Raw genomic sequence first — 16,749 nt, forward strand, 5'->3', positions numbered from 1 at the left:
CTCGTGTGGTCGATCACTCGGGCTCCGACACCTCGCGGTGTCGGAGCCCGGTTATGTTGTGGAGCACTGCCTGTTGGCGGGCACGAGTGATGGTGGATTTGATGCCAGAGCCATGGGTATGGAAAAATACCGCGGTGTTGTCCGTGTCCGGCTCCTGCCACAGGGGGACAGTCCGGCGCTCGGGGAACGAAATCTTTGTGAACACGAGCACCAGGTGACCTGTGGCACCGGCGAGGAAACACTATGAGCAACATCATCGACGAGATCGACAAGGCCTCGATGCGCGACGACATCCCCGAGTTCCGTCCTGGCGATTCGGTGAAGGTCCACGTCAAGGTCGTTGAGGGTAGCCGTACCCGTGTGCAGGTCTTTTCCGGGATCGTCATCTCGCGTACCGGTGGTGGCGTCCAGGAGTCCTTTACCGTCCGCAAGCTGAGCTTCGGGACCGGTGTTGAGCGTACCTTCCCGCTGCATTCCCCGATCATTGACAAGATCGAGGTTGATCGCCACGGTGCGGTCCGTCGCGCCAAGCTGTACTACCTGCGCGGCCGGCGTGGTAAGGCGGCCAAGATTAAGGAGAGGGGCTCAGCTCGCTGACGTCGTCTTAACAGCAACGGGGTTTCGTTACGGCGAAGCCCCGTTTTTGTATGCGTCGACTCACATCTGGGGTAGGCGCGTCATGATGCAGCTTTTTTCCGTGCGTTAGTTACACTGCAAGGTGGCACCCGACGGGAAATTCCCACAGGGGATGAGGGAGAGGTTTTGCCGTGGCGGATGACTACCGGGCGAGGCGGGCTGCAAACGGCGACACCAGGGACTCTGACGATGCAACAGCACGTGGGGAACAGGCGTCTGGGTGGCAGCGCTTTCGGTCGGGGGCCATCGAAGTTGTTCTCATCGTCGTTGGTGCCCTCATCATCTCAGCTGTGCTGCGTGGTTTCGTCGCTCAGATGTTTGTCATCCCGTCGAAGTCCATGCAAAACACCTTGCAGGTGGGTGACCGCGTGATCGCGGTGAAAGCCGCCGATTTTCATCGGGGCGACGTCGTCGTGTTCAAAGACACCGAACATTGGTTACCTGCTGTTCAGGATCGCCGCTCTGTTCCAGGACAGATCCTCGAATTCGTCGGGTTGTTGCCTAACAAGAGCTCGAACTACCTCATTAAGCGAGTGATCGGCATGCCTGGGGACACCGTTGCCTGCTGCAACGTCAACGGCCAGGTGACCGTCAACGGTAAGGCGCTTGACGAGCGGTCATACCTGTACTCCGAAAATGGTGAAATGGTTAAACCCTCGGCGATGGAATTCCGGGTCACTGTTCCTCGGGGGCGGATGTTCGTCTTGGGGGACCATCGCAATGCCTCGGGTGACTCGCGCTATCACCTCCAAGACCTTGATCCGGGTGAGTATACGGGCGCTCCTGCGTTTGTGCCGCTCGATGACGTCGTTGGGCCGGCAAAGGCCATTCTTATGCCTCTCAATCGCATTGAGGGACTGGGGACTCCTAACACTTTCCGGGGAATCCCGGATAGGTCGTCGTCAGCTCCAGCCAAGGCGCGCATCTGCGTCGGTAACACGTGCTGCCCTAAGTGACGGATTCCATGTCGGTGCGAGTCGGGCCGGGGCCGATGGGCCATGAACGGGCCCTGACGAGGGCCGGACTCGGACCCGTGGCCGGATGCGACGAGGCGGGTCGGGGCGCGTGTGCAGGGCCATTGGTAGCCGCAGCTGTCATTCTTGACGATCGCAGATCCGGCAGGATTGCGGGGCTAGCAGATTCCAAGACACTATCTGCGGCCAAGAGAGAGGCCCTGTTTAACGTCATCATGGATAAAGCTTTGGCAGTGTCGTGGGTACGTGTAGAAGCCGACGAATGCGATCGGTTGGGGATGCAGGAGGCAGATATCAGCGGCTTGAGGCGTGCCGTGGTGAGGCTGGGAGTTGAACCGGGCTACGTGCTGTCGGACGGTTTCCCGGTCGACGGACTGACGGTTCCCGATCTGGGAATGTGGAAGGGCGATTCAGTGTGTGCATGTGTGGCAGCTGCCTCCATCGTGGCCAAAGTGGCCAGGGATCGCATCATGATCGCTATGGACGCCGAGATTCCTGGTTACGATTTTGCGGTGCACAAGGGGTACGCGACAGCCTTACACCAGCGTCGTCTGAAGGAGTTAGGACCGTCTCGTCAGCACCGGATGAGCTACGCCAATGTGCGACGAGCGGCTAGGCTTCATTCATCATGAGTGCCGAAGATCTGGAACAGTACGAGAATCGGATGGAGTTGGAGCTCTACCGCGAGTACAAGGACGTCGTCGGGATCTTCAAATATGCCGTGGAAACCGAGAGACGGTTCTATTTGTGTAACGTCGTCGATCTCAAGGTTCGCACCGAAGGGGGCGACGTCTACTACGAGGTGTCTATGGCGGATGCCTGGGTGTGGGACATGTACCGGCCTTCTAGGTTCGTCAAGAGCGCCAAAATCCTTACCTTCCGCGATGTATCCATTGAGGAGATCGTGCATCCTGACTTTGACGAGGTGCCGTCTAAGTAACGCCAGGCTCGCATTCCTTGACGTTACGTGTCCATGTCCAATCCTGTGACGTGAGTGTGGGCATCGTGTGGTCTTGACCGGTTTCCACTCCGAGCCGGAATCGTCTGTAGACCTCGTAGGTCATCTGATATCGGTGGCAGAGGTTTCGCTACCGGCGTGGGGCTTTGTGGACAACTTATGGTGCTTCTGATCCCGAAACATTGATCTGTGGATAACTGAATAATCAGGTGTTCTCCGACGATAACTGTTGTCGGAGGTGGTGAATGATGACACCTAAGCCATTGTCGGCAGAGCTGACGACCCCGCGTGGAGCTGCGTTGCGTGGGCGTCGTGGTTGCAGACCCGCGTTCGGTGCGTGGGGCGAGGATCTTGCCGCTCAGTATGTGGAGTCCCTGGGATGGACAATCATCGCGCGTAACTGGACGTGTGATGTGGGAGAGATCGACCTCATCGCGCGTGACGACCAGACCGTCGTCTTTATCGAGGTGAAGGCCAGGTCAGGCACCGGCTTCGGCGACCCGCTGGAATCTATTACGACGGCGAAGGTCCGTAAGCTTCACGAACTAGCACTGGCGTGGTTGGTTAACCAGGACGAGGGGGTCCATTCGGTGCGGATTGACGCCATCGGTGTCATGGTGCGCCCGGGCGCCGAGCCAACTGTCACACATGTGCGAGGTATCCGGTGACCGGCGCAAGTGCGTGGTCAGTCGCGTTGGTAGGGATGGAAGGCTCCATGGTTGAGGTGGAAGCCGCAATTTCGTCCGGACTGCCGCGTACCGTGCTTGTCGGTCTGCCAGACGCGGCCCTCCACGAGGCCCGGGACCGATGTCGGGCCGCTGTCTGCGCGACGGGGTTGTCGTGGCCTAGCAATGTGTTGACGATCAATCTCACGCCAGCTGGTCTACCAAAGGCTGGGACGCATTTTGATCTGGCCATTGCTACAGCGACGCTCGCTGCTGATGGAAAGGTCCCACAGGCTCTCTTGAGATCGACGGTTCTGATTGGAGAACTTGGGCTGGACGGCCGAGTACGGCCTGTGCGCGGCGTGCTGCCCGCGCTGCTAGCGGCGCGGGAGGCTGGGTTTGAGCGGGCGGTAGTGCCGGCTAGTCAGAGTGATGAGGCCAGTCTCGTCGAGGGACTGACGATATGGCCAGTCGGCCATCTGGGTGACGTTGTCGACGTGTTACATGGTCGTCCAGTGGTGCCTCCTGAGGGCCCCATTGTGGGGTCTCCCGACACCGATCCGGGGATCGGAGACTTAGCGGAGGTTATCGGCCAGCACGAGGCGCGCCGAGCCCTTGAAGTAGCGGCAGCGGGTCGTCACCACATTCTGCTACGTGGTGCTCCTGGTTGTGGGAAATCTATGCTGGCACGACGGTTACCCGGGATTCTTCCCCGACTTGATCACCGTGACGCTCTCGAAGTCACCGCGCTGCATTCCTTGGCCGGGCGAGGGAGTGGGCGTCTCATGACGAAGCCCCCACTGGCTCAACCCCATCATTCGGTGTCGATGGCGGCCATGGTCGGTGGGGGAGCACGTATTGCCCAACCCGGCGCGATCTCGCTAGCGCATCGAGGGGTGTTGTTTCTCGACGAGGCTCCGGAGTTCGCGCCAAAGGTGTTGGACTCGCTGCGTGGACCGCTGGAGACTGGGGAAATCGTTATCGGACGTTCTCAGGCACACACGACGTTCCCAGCTCGGTTTCAGCTCGTCATGGCACTGAACCCATGCCCGTGTGGGCTGGCCGATGACCCATCGGGACGGTGCACGTGCACTCCGCAACAGGTTCGCCGATATTCAGGCCGGCTTTCGGGCCCGATCTTAGACAGAGTGGACGTCACAGTGCGGATGCGACCGCTGACGTCCGCGCATCTGCTTGATGCATCAGCTTTGCCCGCGGGGGAATCTAGTGCAGTAGTGCACGAGCGGGTTGCGCAAGCCCGTGAGCGTGCTGCCGCTCGATGGCGGGGAGCTCCCTGGCGATGCAATGCCGAGGTGCCAGGAAAAGTCTTACGACAGATATTGCCGGCTAACGACGCCACTCGGATTATCGAAGATGCTCTAACGACCGGACGGCTCACAGCAAGGGGTGTCGACAAAGTGTTGCGAATCGCGTGGACGGTGGCCGACCTCGAGGGCAAGGACGGGGTTGACAAAGCGTGTGTGGCGGAGGCCATGGGAATGCGACGAGGGAGATTGCGATGACGTGGACGAGCGAGAGATTGGCGCGGGCCGCTCTGACAGTTGCTGCCGAGCCGGGGGTGATGGCGAAACGACTAGTTGAGATGACCACTGAGGAGCTGTGGTGGAAACTACTCACCGATTCTGGCGAACGATGGCATGAACGAGCTAAATCGCTCGACGTCGATCAACTCGTGGAGCGGTCGGAAAAGGCTGCGATGAGGTTCCTCATTCCAGGGGATGAGGAATGGCCTACGAGTCTCGACAGCCTCGCGGGGGTGGGGAAATCTGGAATGGGTGGGGCACCTGTGGGGCTGTGGGTTATGGGGCCTGCTCACCTCGCTGATATCTCACAGCGGTCGGTGGCCATTGTGGGATGCCGGTCTGCTACCAGCTATGGTCAAGACGTCGCCGTAGAAATGGCCTACCACCTAGTACGGGGACACTGTGACGGAACGGGGAGCCATACTGTTATATCTGGCGGCGCGTTCGGTATCGATGTGGCGGCTCACCGTGGGGCATTGTCCGCTCGCGGAAACACGGTTAGCGTCCTCGCATGTGGACTTGACACCCTTTATCCCCGTGGCAACAGCGCAGTGCTGGAACAGATCGCGGGAACAGGTGCCCTCATTTCAGAGCTACCGCCGGGCCGTCACCCGACGCGACCTGGGTTCCTAGCCCGAAACCGGCTCATCGCGGCACTGACGACTGGCACGGTCGTTGTGGAAGCTGGGTGGCGGTCGGGAGCGATCAATACCGCGTCCTGGGCCAACGCATTAGGAAATGCCGTCATGGCAGTCCCCGGGTCAGTGACCTCGAGTCGGTCGACGGGGACGAACAAGCTGATCCGTGATGGTGAGGCGATCTTGGTGCGCGATGCTGACGACGTCAGAGGGATTGTTGGGGAGCTCGCCCCAGAACCGGAGAGACCAGCAGGGCGCAGCTTGCCGACTGATATCCTGGATGCCACTGAGCTGGCTGTTCATGAGGCACTTCCTGCTCATGGATCGTGCGGGCTAGATGAGCTAGCGGTTTTGGCTGGAGTTCCCGTTGCTCAGTGTTCGGCTGCGCTAAGCGTCCTCGAACAACTCGGCATGGCGGCTTGTTGCCTCGACGGCACCTGGTCGGTCACGCTGGCAAGGGAGCGGAGGTGACACTCTCTAGATTTAGGAGGAAGCGCTTGAGGCGAGGACCACCGAGATAGCCTCCTAGCTGGCCGTTACTGCGTAGCACGCGGTGGCACGGAATGAGGATGGGCAGGGGGTTTGTTGCACAGGCGTGGCCGACAGCGCGCGACGCGTTCGGTTGTCCAATGATGCTCGCAAGTTGGCGGTAGCTGACAGTTTGCCCATAAGGCACTGTCTGCAACCCGGTTAACACAGCGCGTTGGAAGTCCGTCGTCGCAGAAAGATCCAGCGCTACGTCGAATGAGGTCCGCGATCCTGACAAGTACTCGGTGACCTGTGCAATGGCACACGAGATGATGTCACCGCTGCGGTGAGCGTGCGATGTCGAAAGTGGTGGTGACGGTGACGGATCTGTCTTGACGAAGACGAGCCGACTGAGCCCGTTGGCGGTGGCTGTTACTTCTAACTCGCCAATGACGGTGCCGAAGCGGTGCTGGGACTGTGCTGTCATAGCAGGAAGCGGGCCGGGCACCTGATGCCCCGCCCGACTTTATCACCCCTTTAGCTTGTCAGCCGCAGCCTGGATATTGTGCTTGAGGTCATTCGCCTTGTCTTTGACGTCCTCGACCTTCTGAGCTACCTTGCCACTGGCCTTCTGATTGGCGCCCTCGCTCTTGAGATCGCTGTCATCGGTGAGGCCACCGATCTTCTCCTTAGCAGCGCCGACGGCTTCGTCGCTCTTGCTGTTGATCTTATCACTCAGGCCCACCAGTCACTCCTTTCGTTGGTCCCAGGGCCGCTGGTCAGCCCAGGGTCATACCCCATACTTTACTCGGCTACCCAAGTTCGACTAGGGGTTTATATTCAAAGGATTGTGGGATTGTCGGGGATTCAAAGGGCGAGGTCAAGCGATGAGGGAGAGCAGAGGTTGCGTCCCCTCGACTCATCGCGGGGACGCAACCTCAGGCAGGATCAGGACGGGTTAGCTCACTTGTTGTGGGCGTCGATCCAGTCGATGGCGGTCTTGATGACCTGATCCTTAGTGGGCTCGTTGAAGATCTCATGCATGAGGCCATGCCACTGGATGATCTTCTTGTCCTTCGAGGTGATGGCGTTGTACCAGTTGACATCGAAGTAGCTGGGCACCAGGCCGTCGTTCTCGCCATGCATGATCAAGGTTGGAGCCTTGAAATCGTGGGCATTCATGACGTTGTAAGCCTCGGCGACACCCATCTGCTCGACGAGTCCGAGACGCATGTAATGGTTGTACAGCGGGTCGCGGTGCCAGTGGTCGAAGCGGACCGCCGGATCGGAACACAGGCCGTATGGCGGGTAGCCGGGCAGAATGATGTCAGCAGACAACGGACCCGAAGGCATCCGAATCGCCTTGGGATTTTTGACGAGGTCCTTCACCAAGCGTCCGTTGAAGCTGGTCAGCTGGGCCATCGGGAGAAGCTGGCTGATCTGGGGCAGGGCGTGACGAGCAAAGAAATTGAGATTGTCGGGGGTGATGGTGGTGGCACCCTCGGTGTCGGGACCATCCACGTTGACGATGGTGCCGCCGCCGGAGGACACAATGCCGTCAACAGTTCCTGGATACATGATTCCGTAGGACTGTACGGCGATTCCACCCATTGAGTGGCCCAGCAGGAACACCTTCTTGCCGGTATTTTCCTTGTGCGCGGTACCGACTACCTGATGGATGTCGGACTCGATGTTCCACCAGTCGTCGAACTGGCCGCGCGGGATAGCGTTGTTGATGTACGGGGCCGCGCTACGCCCATGGCCACGATTGTCGAAGCGGTAGACGCTGTAGCCAGCGTTGGTAAGGCTCTTGGTTAGGTACTCGTAGTTGGAGGAGTTCTCCATAAGCCCGTGCACCAGGACGACGGCTCCCTTAGCGTTGGGGACGATGTCCTTGCGGTAGAAGAGCTGGGTTCCCAGTTTATCGGTCGTCTTGAAGTAGCCGGTCTCCTTGTGGACCTGGTTGATAGCGGGTGCCGCTGCGGCCGGCTGGGAACTGGTGCCGGTGTTGGCCAGGGCCGGAGTTGCCATGGTTACGCCGGTCACCGCCATGGTGCTGGCAACCGCCAATGCGCTGAGTTTGCGTGGGAATGACATCAAGATGCTCCTTTGCGTCGATTGAGCCGCCTCATCCTCGAAGGCGACTGCTACGTACGATAGGAGCCCTGAGGTTCGTCATGGGCTGCCGGCGAGCTGGTCTGGGTAACCGTGCATGAGGCGAATTTCAGCCTGGGAGGATGACCATCCTCGGTATCGTTAGCACGACTATCCCACCTTGCCTTTGCAATGGTCGTTATTGAGCATTAGGCCATGGTTGCACAGTGACGGCGGATAGGCCCACTCGTAGGTGCGGTGAGCGTAGCGTGCACCATGAGTCGCCCGCGTCAGGAGCGTGGGTGCTGGTCGCGGTCACCAGCATACGTGTCGTCACTGGCAATGGTGTGACCGGGAAGCGAAAGCAGTTTTAACGGCCTGCCCACCCAACTCTTAGTGCCTGGGCTGGCCGTGATCGATGGCGGAGCGAGATCGCGGCCGCCTTGGTCGCTGTCCCGCATTGGCCAGGTCTGAGGGCTGGAATTCACTAACCCGACCTCTCCTGCACCACACACAACTTGACACAACACGACTAAAAACAAAGGTCCCCGGCCAAGAAACTTGGCCGGGGACCAATCCCGGGGTGTCCGAGAGAGGACTTGAACCTCCACAGCCTTAATCGGCCACTAGCACCTCAAGCTAGCGCGTCTACCAATTCCGCCACCCGGACTCGGGGCGCCGATCCTACGCTTTTGCGCGGTACCGGACAGTCACAGAACTGTAATGGACCTTCGGCCAGCAATGCAAATCAGTGTCCATTGAGCGTCCCGGTTGGGGGTCTAGCTCCTTCCTGGTGACACAATCGCGACATGTCAGATCTGTTCAGTATGACCGTCGAGAACCTTGTCGACGGGCCAGATTGCCCGCAGGCCGAAGTTGTCGACATCTGCTCGCGAATGATTCAGATCGACTCGCAGAATTTTGGTCCACAGGACGCTCGGGGCGAGGTCGAGATGTGTCACTACGTGACCGGGCTCCTCGATGAAATCGGAGTCGGCGTGACCCTCCACGAATCCGAGCCCGGCCGTGTCACCTTGGTCGCCGAGTGGGCGCCGGAAGGTACCGATACGAGTCGTCCCGCCCTGCTGCTGCACGGCCATAGCGACACCGTCCCCTTCGAGGCTGCCGACTGGACTCATCACCCGCTGTCTGGCGAGATCCACGACAACTGCGTGTGGGGGAGGGGCGCCATCGACATGAAGGGGTTTCTGGCGATGGTCCTCTCGGCTATCCGGGCTCGTCAGCGTCGAGGTGAAGCGCCGTCCCGCCCCATTCGCTTCATCATGTTCGCCGATGAAGAATGCTCCGGAACCCTCGGTTCAACGTGGCTCGGGGCCACTCATCCGGAGGCCTTTGACGGCGTCACCGAAGCCATCAGCGAGGTCGGTGGTTTTTCCTTGACGACGCCGCAGGGCAAGCGAGTTTACGTCATCCAGTCCGCCGAGAAGGGGCTGTGGTGGTTCCGGATGAGCGCCACCGGCAGCGCAGGGCACGGGTCTATGCGCAACCCGGACAACGCCGTCACCCGTGTGCTTGATGCCCTGTCCCGTATCGACTCCTACCAATGGCCCGACCTACATCACCCGGTCCAGGAAGAGTTCCTTAACCAGGTCGCCGCCATGTGGGGTCTGACGATCGACCGCGATGATCTCGAATCCAGCCTGTCTCCCATTGGGCCCCTGTCGCGCATGGTGGCTGCGTGCTGCGCGCACAATGTCACCCCGACCGTGCTATCGGCGGGTTACAAGGTCAACGTCGTGCCGACGCGTGCCAGCGCCGAGGTCGACGCCCGATTCATCCCCGGGGCCGAGGAGGATATAATTTTGACGATTAAGTCTTTGGCTGGTCCTGGAATCGACTTCGAGACGATCTCCCGCAAGCCGGCAACAGCGGCGCCCTTTGAGGGAGCAGCCGTCGATGCGATTCGCCGGGCCGTTGACGCTGAGGACCCAGGGGCTGTTGTGCTGCCCTACCTCAATTCGGCAGGAACCGACGCTAAAGGGTTCGCAGTTTTGCCTGACGGTCGACGAATCAATTGCTACGGCTGCACTCCGCTGAGATTGCCGGCCGATTTCGACTTTATCAGTCTCTTCCACGGAGTCGACGAGAGAGTCCCCGTCAGATCCCTCGTTTTCGGTGCCAAGGTCGTCGATCACATACTGCAGGAGGCCTGATGATGAGTGTCCCAAATAAGAAGCCGGAGGGCGGACCAACGGCAACCCTTATCCTGGACGGCCAGGAATACACTTTGCCCGTTATCGCAGGAACCACCGGCGATCGAGTCATCGACATTTCTAACCTTCGTCAACTAACCGGCGGGGTGACAACCTTCGACCCGGCATTCGCCAATACTGCGTCCTGCCGCTCGGCGATCTCGTGGATCGACGGCGAAGAAGGCGTGCTCACCTATCGTGGCCTACCCATCGAGACCTTAGCTAAGGAGCGCGTCTCCTTTGTGGAGACCGCCTGGCTGCTGATCTTCGGTCACCTGCCCACTGAGGCTCAACGCGACGACTTCCGGAATCGCTTGACCGAGTATTCGGCATTACACCGGTCGATGAACCTTCACTTCAATGCCTTCCCACCTAACGGCCACCCGATGGCGATCATGTCCTCGATGATCAACGCGATGAGCACCCACGACCGTCCGAGAATCACTGATGAGGAGTCCTTCACCGACGCGGCTGCCAAGCTCATGTCCAAGGTGAGGACGATCGCGGCTGCTTCTTATAAGGCGTCTATTGGGGAGCCAGCGATTTACCCGCGCTATGACCTCAAATATGTCGAAAATTTCATGCACATGATGTTTTCTCTGCCGTACCGCGCCTACGAGCCGGATCCGGTGGCGGCAAGAGCCCTCAACCTGTTCTTCGTGCTACACGCTGATCACGGCCAGAACTGTTCGACCTCGACAGTGCGGATGGTTGGGTCCTCGGGTGCCAACCTTTTCACGTCGTGTTCAGCCGGAGTGTGCGCTCTGTGGGGAGACCGCCACGGTGGCGCCAACGTCAACGCTGTGCTCGCCTTACAACGTATCCGCAATTCTGGACTCACCCCACGTCAATACCTGGCGAAGGCCAAAGATTCGGGGGAGAGGATTTCTGGCTTCGGGCATCGCGTCTACCGCAATTGGGACCCCCGAGCGAGAATCTTCCGCAGTGTCGTCGGTCCGCTGCTCGACACCATGCACAAACCGGATCCGCTGCTCGACGTTGCCATGGAGCTGGAGGAAGCTGTGCTGGCCGACGACTACTTCATCGAGCGCAGGCTGTACCCCAACGTGGACTTCTATTCCGGGATCGTTTTACGCGCGCTCGGCATCCCGCTGAACATGTTCACTGTCATGTTCGCTATCGGGCGGATGGCTGGTTGGATCGCCCACTGGAAGGAGGTTTTTGAGGATCCGACAACGAGGATTTCCCGTCCTCGCGAGCTTTACGATGGTCCGGTATCGACTCCGTGGGTGCCACGCGGCGAGCGCTGAGCTATTTGACCCTAGGCTTCTTCGCGGGCGAGGTTTGGCCCGCCGGTGATGTCGTCGAGGGCTGAGGTGATCTCCTTAGGAAGACTGACCTCGTCAGCTCTGAGCAATTCTTCGAGCTGTGAGGTGGTCCTCGGTCCGACAAGAGCCGAGGCGACTACAGGGGCATCACGCACCCATGCCAGCGCGATTTGCGGGACCGTCGCTCCCAGCCCGTCGGCCGCTTTCACAATAGCCTCGACGACAGCGTTGGACTTGCGCGTCAGATAGGGCTGCACGAACCAAGACAGGCGATCAGAACCGCCCCGGGAATCCTTAGGGGTTCCGTGTCGGTACCGGCCTCCCAGCACGCCGCGACCTAGCGCTGACCATGCCAGAAGTCCCATCCCGTGGTGCTGGGCCGAAGGAACGACCTCGATTTCAGCACGTCGAGCCAGCAAGGAGTATTCCACCTGGTTACTGACTAGAGGGGTCCGTGTTCCGGTTGCCCGCTGCCAGGTCGCTGCCGTGGCGGCCTGCCAACCCACGAAGTTGGAGACCCCGACGTACCGGGCCATTCCCGATGTCACGGCATGGTCGAGTGCCGCACAGGTTTCTTCGATGGGGGCATCTCCCCAGGCATGAACTTGCCAAAGATCGACGTGATCGGTGTGGAGACGGCGCAGGGACCCTTCGAGGTCACGCAGCAGCGCACTGCGTGACGTATCGACGATTCTCTTATGGCCTTCAACAATGAATCCCGCCTTGGTCGCTATGACAAGGTCATCTCGACTGATATCGGTATGGGTGAGCTTTCCGATGAGTTGTTCGGCGAACCCGCCTCCATACGCTGGTGCGGTATCGACGAGATTGCCACCGGCGTCAACGAAGCGACGAACCAACGAGCGAACCTCACGAGCGTCGGTTTGCCCGCCCCATGTCAGGGACCCTAGCCCAATGGCAGATACCTTGAGGCCGCTGGCCCCGACGGTTCTCATGCGCATGTGCATCCTCCTCGTCCCCGATCACCCTAACGGAGCACCCTCAAGCCGACCTTGAGACAGAACAGCGAAGCCTGACGTCTCCAAGCTCTTCATTGGCACCCCGACGAGCCTGCCGGGGTGGCATCGAGTGCCGGCGGCACCTTGGTGGAGACACCCAGCGAAACGGTCGCCAACCCGCGTATCTCGATCGCGTAGCTAGGGTAGGAATATGATTCGTCGCACCTTCCGACTCGAACGACCCGACCGTGTGGTGGTCGGCACCGTGGGCCAGCCAGGAGCGCGTGTCTTCCATCTGCAAGTCCGTGAGGGTTCCCGAGTCGTGACAGTCCGTTGTGAAAAGGTCCAGATCGATCAGCTTGCCCTTCAAATGGACAGGATCTTGGACGGTCTGGCTGCGCATGTTGCGGATGTATTCGTCCCACCGTCAGTCGACAACCCAGACGATCTGGCCCCTCTCGATGCGCCACTCGAGGAAGAGTTCGCCGTTGGGACGATGGCGATGGCCTTTGACGATGAGACTAAGCGCATCGAGATCGAGATGTACGCTGCCAGCGATGACGAACTCATGATCAAAGACCCAGCAATGCTGCTGACAACCCTCCCTGAGGTGGCCCCAGATTCCCTGGAAATCCTCATGACGACGTCTCAAGCTCGCCAGTTCGTCGCGAGGTGCCGTGTCGTCGTCGCATCCGGGCGTCAATACTGCCCATATTGTTCGCAGCAGATCCTCTCGGCCGAGGGCCATCTGTGCCCGCGGTCGAATGGCTACCGTAAGCCCCTGGTGTGGTGAGCGTGACGAATCCCTGGAATCTGCCATGTCCTCCCGGGCCGAGAGCTCCATGGCACGTTGAGGGGGCCTTGCCTGGTTCCAGTAACGGTGCGCTGCTGGTGCGTGATGCCGACCTTCGGCTGTGGGTGTATAAACCGACAGCCCGCAAACGTCGTCTCCACGATTTCCCATCGGGCACCCTCGCTAGGCGGGAGGTAGCGGCATGCCTCTTGTCCCAGGTGATGGGTATCGGTCTTGTGCCGGTGACGGTTCTCGTCGGCGATGGACCACAAGGACCTGGCTCGATGCAGCGTTGGATCGCCGACGACGTTGAGAGCCCTCTGGTTCGTGTCGACGTGACCGAGCGTCTTCCACCGCATTGGCACGGGTTTCTGCTGGGGGTCGACGAAGATGATCGGGAGATTGGGCTTGCCCATTCTCCTCACCCGGCGTTGCGTGCCCTGGCCCTATTCGACGCCGTCGTGAATAGCGCTGATCGTAAGGGTGGACATGTCTTAGTCGGTCCTGATCCTGATCTCGGTGGTACTGCCCACGTCTGGGCGGTCGATAATGGCTTGACCTTTCACACAGATCCTAAGCTTCGAACGGTGCTGTGGGGATGGGCTGGTCAGCCGTTGGAGCCTGTCGAGGAGATGATGCTCGACGAGGTCCTTACCATTGCTGACACTGATTTTGAGGATCTCATTACCCCAGAGGAGATCGATGCGGTGAGACAACGTGCCCAGGGTCTTCTGGAGTTTGATGCCTTCCCGGGACCGAGCGGGCTGAGGCCTGCCTTGCCGTGGCCTCCGATGTGATGCGACGGACTGCTGCCGATCTGCGAGAATAGGGCGGCCACCTGTGGGTGGTTGGAAAGGTGTGTACTGTGTCCGACGTTCTCGCGTCCCTGCTTAATGCCCAGCTTGATGTGGGTCTAGGAAAGCCGATCCTGTGGCGTGAGGTCATTGGGAATCTATTCGGGCTTGCCTCGGCTCTCGGCGGTGCCCGACGTCGACTATGGGCTTGGCCAGTCGGCATTATCGGCAACGTCATCCTTTTCACGGTGTTTCTCGGTGGGGTATTTCACACTCCGCAGGACCTTAATCTGTGGGGACAGGCTGGGCGTCAGATCTTTTTCCTCGCGACAAGCGCCTATGGCTGGGTGGTCTGGGCAGCGACCCGGCACAATAATGGCGCGTCCCAAGTGGCCGTCCACCCGCGCTGGGCCACTCGTAGAGAACGCATTTTGGCGCTGACAGCTACTGTCATCATGCTTGTTGTTTTCACCTTCGCTCTCAAGGCATTGGGGTCCTGGGGTCCGCTGTCGGATTCGTGGATTCTTACTGGATCGATCCTTGCGACCTGGGGGATGGCGCGCGGCTGGAATGAGTTCTGGTTTGTGTGGATTGCGGTCGATGTCGTTGGCGTCCCGCTACTGGCCACGGCTCAGTACTACCCGAGCGCTCTCATGTACGTCTTCTATGGAGCTTTCTGCCTATACGGATTTGTGACGTGGTGGCGTGCCCAACGTGCGGTCACCGACGACCCCTGTCACTGACATAGCAACGGTCCGTCACGTGGGCGCATCTGTGGCGGTGCTAGGACAATCGGTAGCCTGGCAACTGTGAGCAAGACATTCGAGGAACTTTTCGCCGAGCTGGCAATAAAGTCACAGACCCGTCCTGCAGGTTCGGGAACCGTCGAGGAGCTTGACCGCGGAGTACATGCCATCGGTAAGAAAATCGTGGAGGAAGCCTCCGAAGTGTGGATGGCAGCCGAGCACGAGGGCAATGAACGGTTGGCTGAGGAGATCTGCCAGGAGATTTATCACCTGCAGGTCATGATGATTAAGCAGGGCTTGTCGCTCGACGACGTCTATAAGCATCTGTGAATTCCCGGACATTCCCGACCTGTCATCGTCATCCCTGATAATCCCTGAGGAGACTTCATGTCCGACTTGCTTCGCATTGCTGTGCCGAATAAGGGTGCTCTTTCAGAGGCAGCGTCTTCCCTGCTCGCCGAGGCTGGCTACCGCCAACGCACAGATCACAAGGATCTCACCCTGGTTGATGAGGAGAACGGGGTGGAGTTCTTCTATCTGAGGCCTCGCGATATCGCGGTGTATGTGGGGGAGGGGACCCTCGATATTGGTATTACCGGACGGGATCTCTTACTTGATTCCAATGCTGATGCCACCGAGATCAAAGGGCTGGGGTTTGGTCATTCCCGCTTTCGTTTTGCCGCTCCTAAGAGTCCCCAAAACACTATTGAAGGGCTGGCGGGAAAGCGGATCGCTACCTCTTACCCCGGCCTGTTGAGCGCTTTTCTGACGGAGCGGGGGATTGATGCTCACCTCATTCACTTAGACGGTGCAGTTGAGTCGTCGATCCGCCTCGGAGTTGCCGATGTAATTGCTGACGTCGTCGAGACTGGGACAACCCTGCGCAGGGCTGGCCTCGAGATTTTTGGTGACGTCATTTTGGAGTCTGAGGCTGTGCTGGTTCAACGTCGAGACTTCGCTGGTAGTACGACGTTTGATCACTTTATGCGTCGTATTGACGGCGTGCAGGTCGCTCGTACCTACGTCATGGTCGACTACGATGTTCCCGCTGAAGCTCTTGATGCCGCTACCGCCCTGACGCCGGGGCTCGAGGCTCCCACAGTGTCGCCGTTGTCCAAGGACGGCTGGTATGCCGTGCGAGCTATGGTGCCGCGTATAGTAGTGCAAGGCCTTATGGACCAATTGTGGGACGCTGGCGCTCGAGCGATTTTGTCAACCGAGTTATCTGCATGTCGCCTGTAGTCGGATATCAGGCAGTGATCGGGTTCTGAACTCCGGGACAGGAGTGTCTGTGAACGAGGGATTACTCAATCCCGCGCTTGCGCAAGATCTCCTCGAGTTCGGCGTCTTCGTCCTTATCGGCAGTCGAGATCGTGGGCTTCGGGCTGGAAGCAGGCCCTGACGTGGCCACCGGCGCGTCGGTTGGGGTCTGCTGAGCTTTTGAGGCACCTTGTGACGGGGCCGCACCGGTTGTCGGGGCATTATTACCTGTGGGATTGTGGTCCGGGGTCTTTGTAGAGCGAGGACCCTTGGTTTGCGAGTCGCCGCGCGCCTGCTTACGGGCAGTATGGTCTTGACGACGCTGACGTCCAGTTTCGCGATCGACCGGTGACATGATCCCAGACACAAACCAGGTAACGAGGCCCACAGCGATGACGATGATGCCGATCCAAATGGTCGTCGTCATGACCGTACCGGCGAACCAATCCACGACGAGGCGGATCGCCCGGACGAGAAGGCGCATCAGGCCAGTTAGTACCAGACCAACAGGAATGAGAGCTAGACCCACTCCGCGAAGCATGGCGCGTGAGGAGCGGCGGGAAAACCACCCCGACAGGGCCCACAGCAGCGGTAGGACGATCAGCACAATGGTGACGACGGCAACGACGGTCGGTTCGCTCATACCTCCACTGTTCCACATCCAGGGGCGTACTTGCGTTCTGGGACTCGCTGATTCTGGCGTTGACTGTCAACTAGT

Annotated in this window: 20 protein-coding genes and 1 tRNA gene; 14 read left to right on the forward strand and 7 right to left on the reverse strand. The window is 59.6% G+C overall.

Annotated features, from left to right (window positions below):
- Positions 1 to 13: 13 nt before the first annotated feature.
- A complete protein-coding gene (locus LRP59_RS11165) occupies positions 14 to 211 on the reverse strand; it encodes a hypothetical protein (RefSeq protein WP_002514243.1) in 198 nt (65 codons plus the stop codon).
- A 32-nt stretch (positions 212 to 243) separates the two neighbouring features.
- On the opposite strand from LRP59_RS11165, the gene rplS reads away from it, so the two are divergent.
- The 7 genes from rplS (at position 244) to dprA (ending at position 5,886) form a co-directional block, all read left to right on the forward strand.
- Positions 244 to 597, forward strand: a complete 354-nt coding sequence (gene rplS, locus LRP59_RS11170; protein ID WP_002514242.1) for a 50S ribosomal protein L19 — start codon at positions 244 to 246, stop codon at positions 595 to 597.
- A gap of 170 nt (positions 598 to 767) precedes the next feature.
- On the forward strand, positions 768 to 1,592 hold the full coding sequence (gene lepB, locus LRP59_RS11175; protein ID WP_002514241.1) for a signal peptidase I: 825 nt from the start codon (positions 768 to 770) through the stop codon (positions 1,590 to 1,592).
- 8 nt (positions 1,593 to 1,600) lie between these two features.
- On the forward strand, positions 1,601 to 2,242 hold the full coding sequence (locus LRP59_RS11180) for a ribonuclease HII (protein ID WP_014604147.1): 642 nt from the start codon (positions 1,601 to 1,603) through the stop codon (positions 2,240 to 2,242).
- Entirely contained in the window at positions 2,239 to 2,550 is a 312-nt protein-coding gene (locus LRP59_RS11185) for a DUF2469 domain-containing protein (protein WP_002514239.1), read from the forward strand. The genes LRP59_RS11180 and LRP59_RS11185 overlap by 4 nt, the downstream gene beginning before the upstream one ends.
- 263 nt (positions 2,551 to 2,813) lie before the next feature.
- Positions 2,814 to 3,236, forward strand: coding sequence for a YraN family protein (locus tag LRP59_RS11190; RefSeq protein WP_002514238.1), 423 nt, complete (start codon positions 2,814 to 2,816; stop codon positions 3,234 to 3,236).
- 35 nt (positions 3,237 to 3,271) lie between these two features.
- Entirely contained in the window at positions 3,272 to 4,756 is a 1,485-nt protein-coding gene (locus tag LRP59_RS11195; RefSeq protein ID WP_002533590.1) for a YifB family Mg chelatase-like AAA ATPase, read from the forward strand.
- The gene (gene dprA / locus LRP59_RS11200) at positions 4,753 to 5,886 is read left to right on the forward strand and encodes a DNA-processing protein DprA (protein WP_002514236.1); all 1,134 of its coding nucleotides are present in this window, start codon (positions 4,753 to 4,755) and stop codon (positions 5,884 to 5,886) included. The genes LRP59_RS11195 and dprA overlap by 4 nt, the downstream gene beginning before the upstream one ends.
- Here the strand turns inward: dprA and LRP59_RS11205 are convergent.
- From LRP59_RS11205 to LRP59_RS11220, 4 genes are all read right to left on the reverse strand, one after another.
- A complete protein-coding gene (locus tag LRP59_RS11205) occupies positions 5,861 to 6,391 on the reverse strand; it encodes a methylated-DNA--[protein]-cysteine S-methyltransferase (RefSeq protein WP_002521301.1) in 531 nt (176 codons plus the stop codon). The genes dprA and LRP59_RS11205 overlap by 26 nt on opposite strands.
- A gap of 21 nt (positions 6,392 to 6,412) precedes the next feature.
- Positions 6,413 to 6,628, reverse strand: coding sequence for a CsbD family protein (locus LRP59_RS11210; RefSeq protein ID WP_002514235.1), 216 nt, complete (start codon positions 6,626 to 6,628; stop codon positions 6,413 to 6,415).
- 218 nt (positions 6,629 to 6,846) lie between these two features.
- The gene (locus tag LRP59_RS11215) at positions 6,847 to 7,980 is read right to left on the reverse strand and encodes an alpha/beta fold hydrolase (RefSeq protein ID WP_002514234.1); all 1,134 of its coding nucleotides are present in this window, start codon (positions 7,978 to 7,980) and stop codon (positions 6,847 to 6,849) included.
- A 581-nt stretch (positions 7,981 to 8,561) separates the two neighbouring features.
- A tRNA-Leu gene (locus LRP59_RS11220) sits at positions 8,562 to 8,647 on the reverse strand.
- A gap of 139 nt (positions 8,648 to 8,786) precedes the next feature.
- On the opposite strand from LRP59_RS11220, the gene LRP59_RS11225 reads away from it, so the two are divergent.
- Both LRP59_RS11225 and LRP59_RS11230 read left to right on the forward strand, forming a co-directional pair.
- Complete coding sequence (locus tag LRP59_RS11225; RefSeq protein WP_002514233.1) at positions 8,787 to 10,151, forward strand: M20/M25/M40 family metallo-hydrolase; 1,365 nt, start codon at positions 8,787 to 8,789, stop codon at positions 10,149 to 10,151.
- Positions 10,151 to 11,461, forward strand: a complete 1,311-nt coding sequence (locus tag LRP59_RS11230) for a citrate synthase (RefSeq protein WP_002514232.1) — start codon at positions 10,151 to 10,153, stop codon at positions 11,459 to 11,461. The genes LRP59_RS11225 and LRP59_RS11230 overlap by 1 nt, the downstream gene beginning before the upstream one ends.
- Positions 11,462 to 11,472: 11 nt before the next feature.
- Here the strand turns inward: LRP59_RS11230 and LRP59_RS11235 are convergent, their stop codons facing one another.
- Positions 11,473 to 12,447 (reverse strand): aldo/keto reductase, encoded by a 975-nt coding sequence (locus LRP59_RS11235; RefSeq protein WP_002521298.1) that lies wholly within the window; start codon positions 12,445 to 12,447, stop codon positions 11,473 to 11,475.
- 202 nt (positions 12,448 to 12,649) lie between these two features.
- On the opposite strand from LRP59_RS11235, the gene LRP59_RS11240 reads away from it, so the two are divergent.
- The 5 genes from LRP59_RS11240 (at position 12,650) to hisG (ending at position 16,013) form a co-directional block, all read left to right on the forward strand.
- Positions 12,650 to 13,231: a DUF3090 domain-containing protein gene (locus LRP59_RS11240; RefSeq protein WP_002514230.1), complete on the forward strand. Its 582-nt coding sequence runs from the start codon at positions 12,650 to 12,652 to the stop codon at positions 13,229 to 13,231.
- A gap of 2 nt (positions 13,232 to 13,233) precedes the next feature.
- On the forward strand, positions 13,234 to 14,028 hold the full coding sequence (locus LRP59_RS11245; protein WP_002514229.1) for an SCO1664 family protein: 795 nt from the start codon (positions 13,234 to 13,236) through the stop codon (positions 14,026 to 14,028).
- A 68-nt stretch (positions 14,029 to 14,096) separates the two neighbouring features.
- Positions 14,097 to 14,768, forward strand: a complete 672-nt coding sequence (gene pnuC, locus LRP59_RS11250) for a nicotinamide riboside transporter PnuC (RefSeq protein WP_002514228.1) — start codon at positions 14,097 to 14,099, stop codon at positions 14,766 to 14,768.
- A gap of 66 nt (positions 14,769 to 14,834) precedes the next feature.
- The gene (locus LRP59_RS11255; protein ID WP_002514227.1) at positions 14,835 to 15,101 is read left to right on the forward strand and encodes a phosphoribosyl-ATP diphosphatase; all 267 of its coding nucleotides are present in this window, start codon (positions 14,835 to 14,837) and stop codon (positions 15,099 to 15,101) included.
- 57 nt (positions 15,102 to 15,158) lie between these two features.
- Positions 15,159 to 16,013 (forward strand): ATP phosphoribosyltransferase, encoded by an 855-nt coding sequence (gene hisG / locus LRP59_RS11260; protein ID WP_002514226.1) that lies wholly within the window; start codon positions 15,159 to 15,161, stop codon positions 16,011 to 16,013.
- A 61-nt stretch (positions 16,014 to 16,074) separates the two neighbouring features.
- On the opposite strand, the gene LRP59_RS11265 is transcribed toward hisG, so the two are convergent.
- Positions 16,075 to 16,674, reverse strand: coding sequence for a hypothetical protein (locus LRP59_RS11265; RefSeq protein ID WP_252236869.1), 600 nt, complete (start codon positions 16,672 to 16,674; stop codon positions 16,075 to 16,077).
- Positions 16,675 to 16,749 lie beyond the last annotated feature (75 nt).

Origin of the sequence: Cutibacterium sp. 37298 (assembly GCF_023838685.1) — a bacterium.
Taxonomy (GTDB): domain Bacteria; phylum Actinomycetota; class Actinomycetes; order Propionibacteriales; family Propionibacteriaceae; genus Cutibacterium; species Cutibacterium acnes.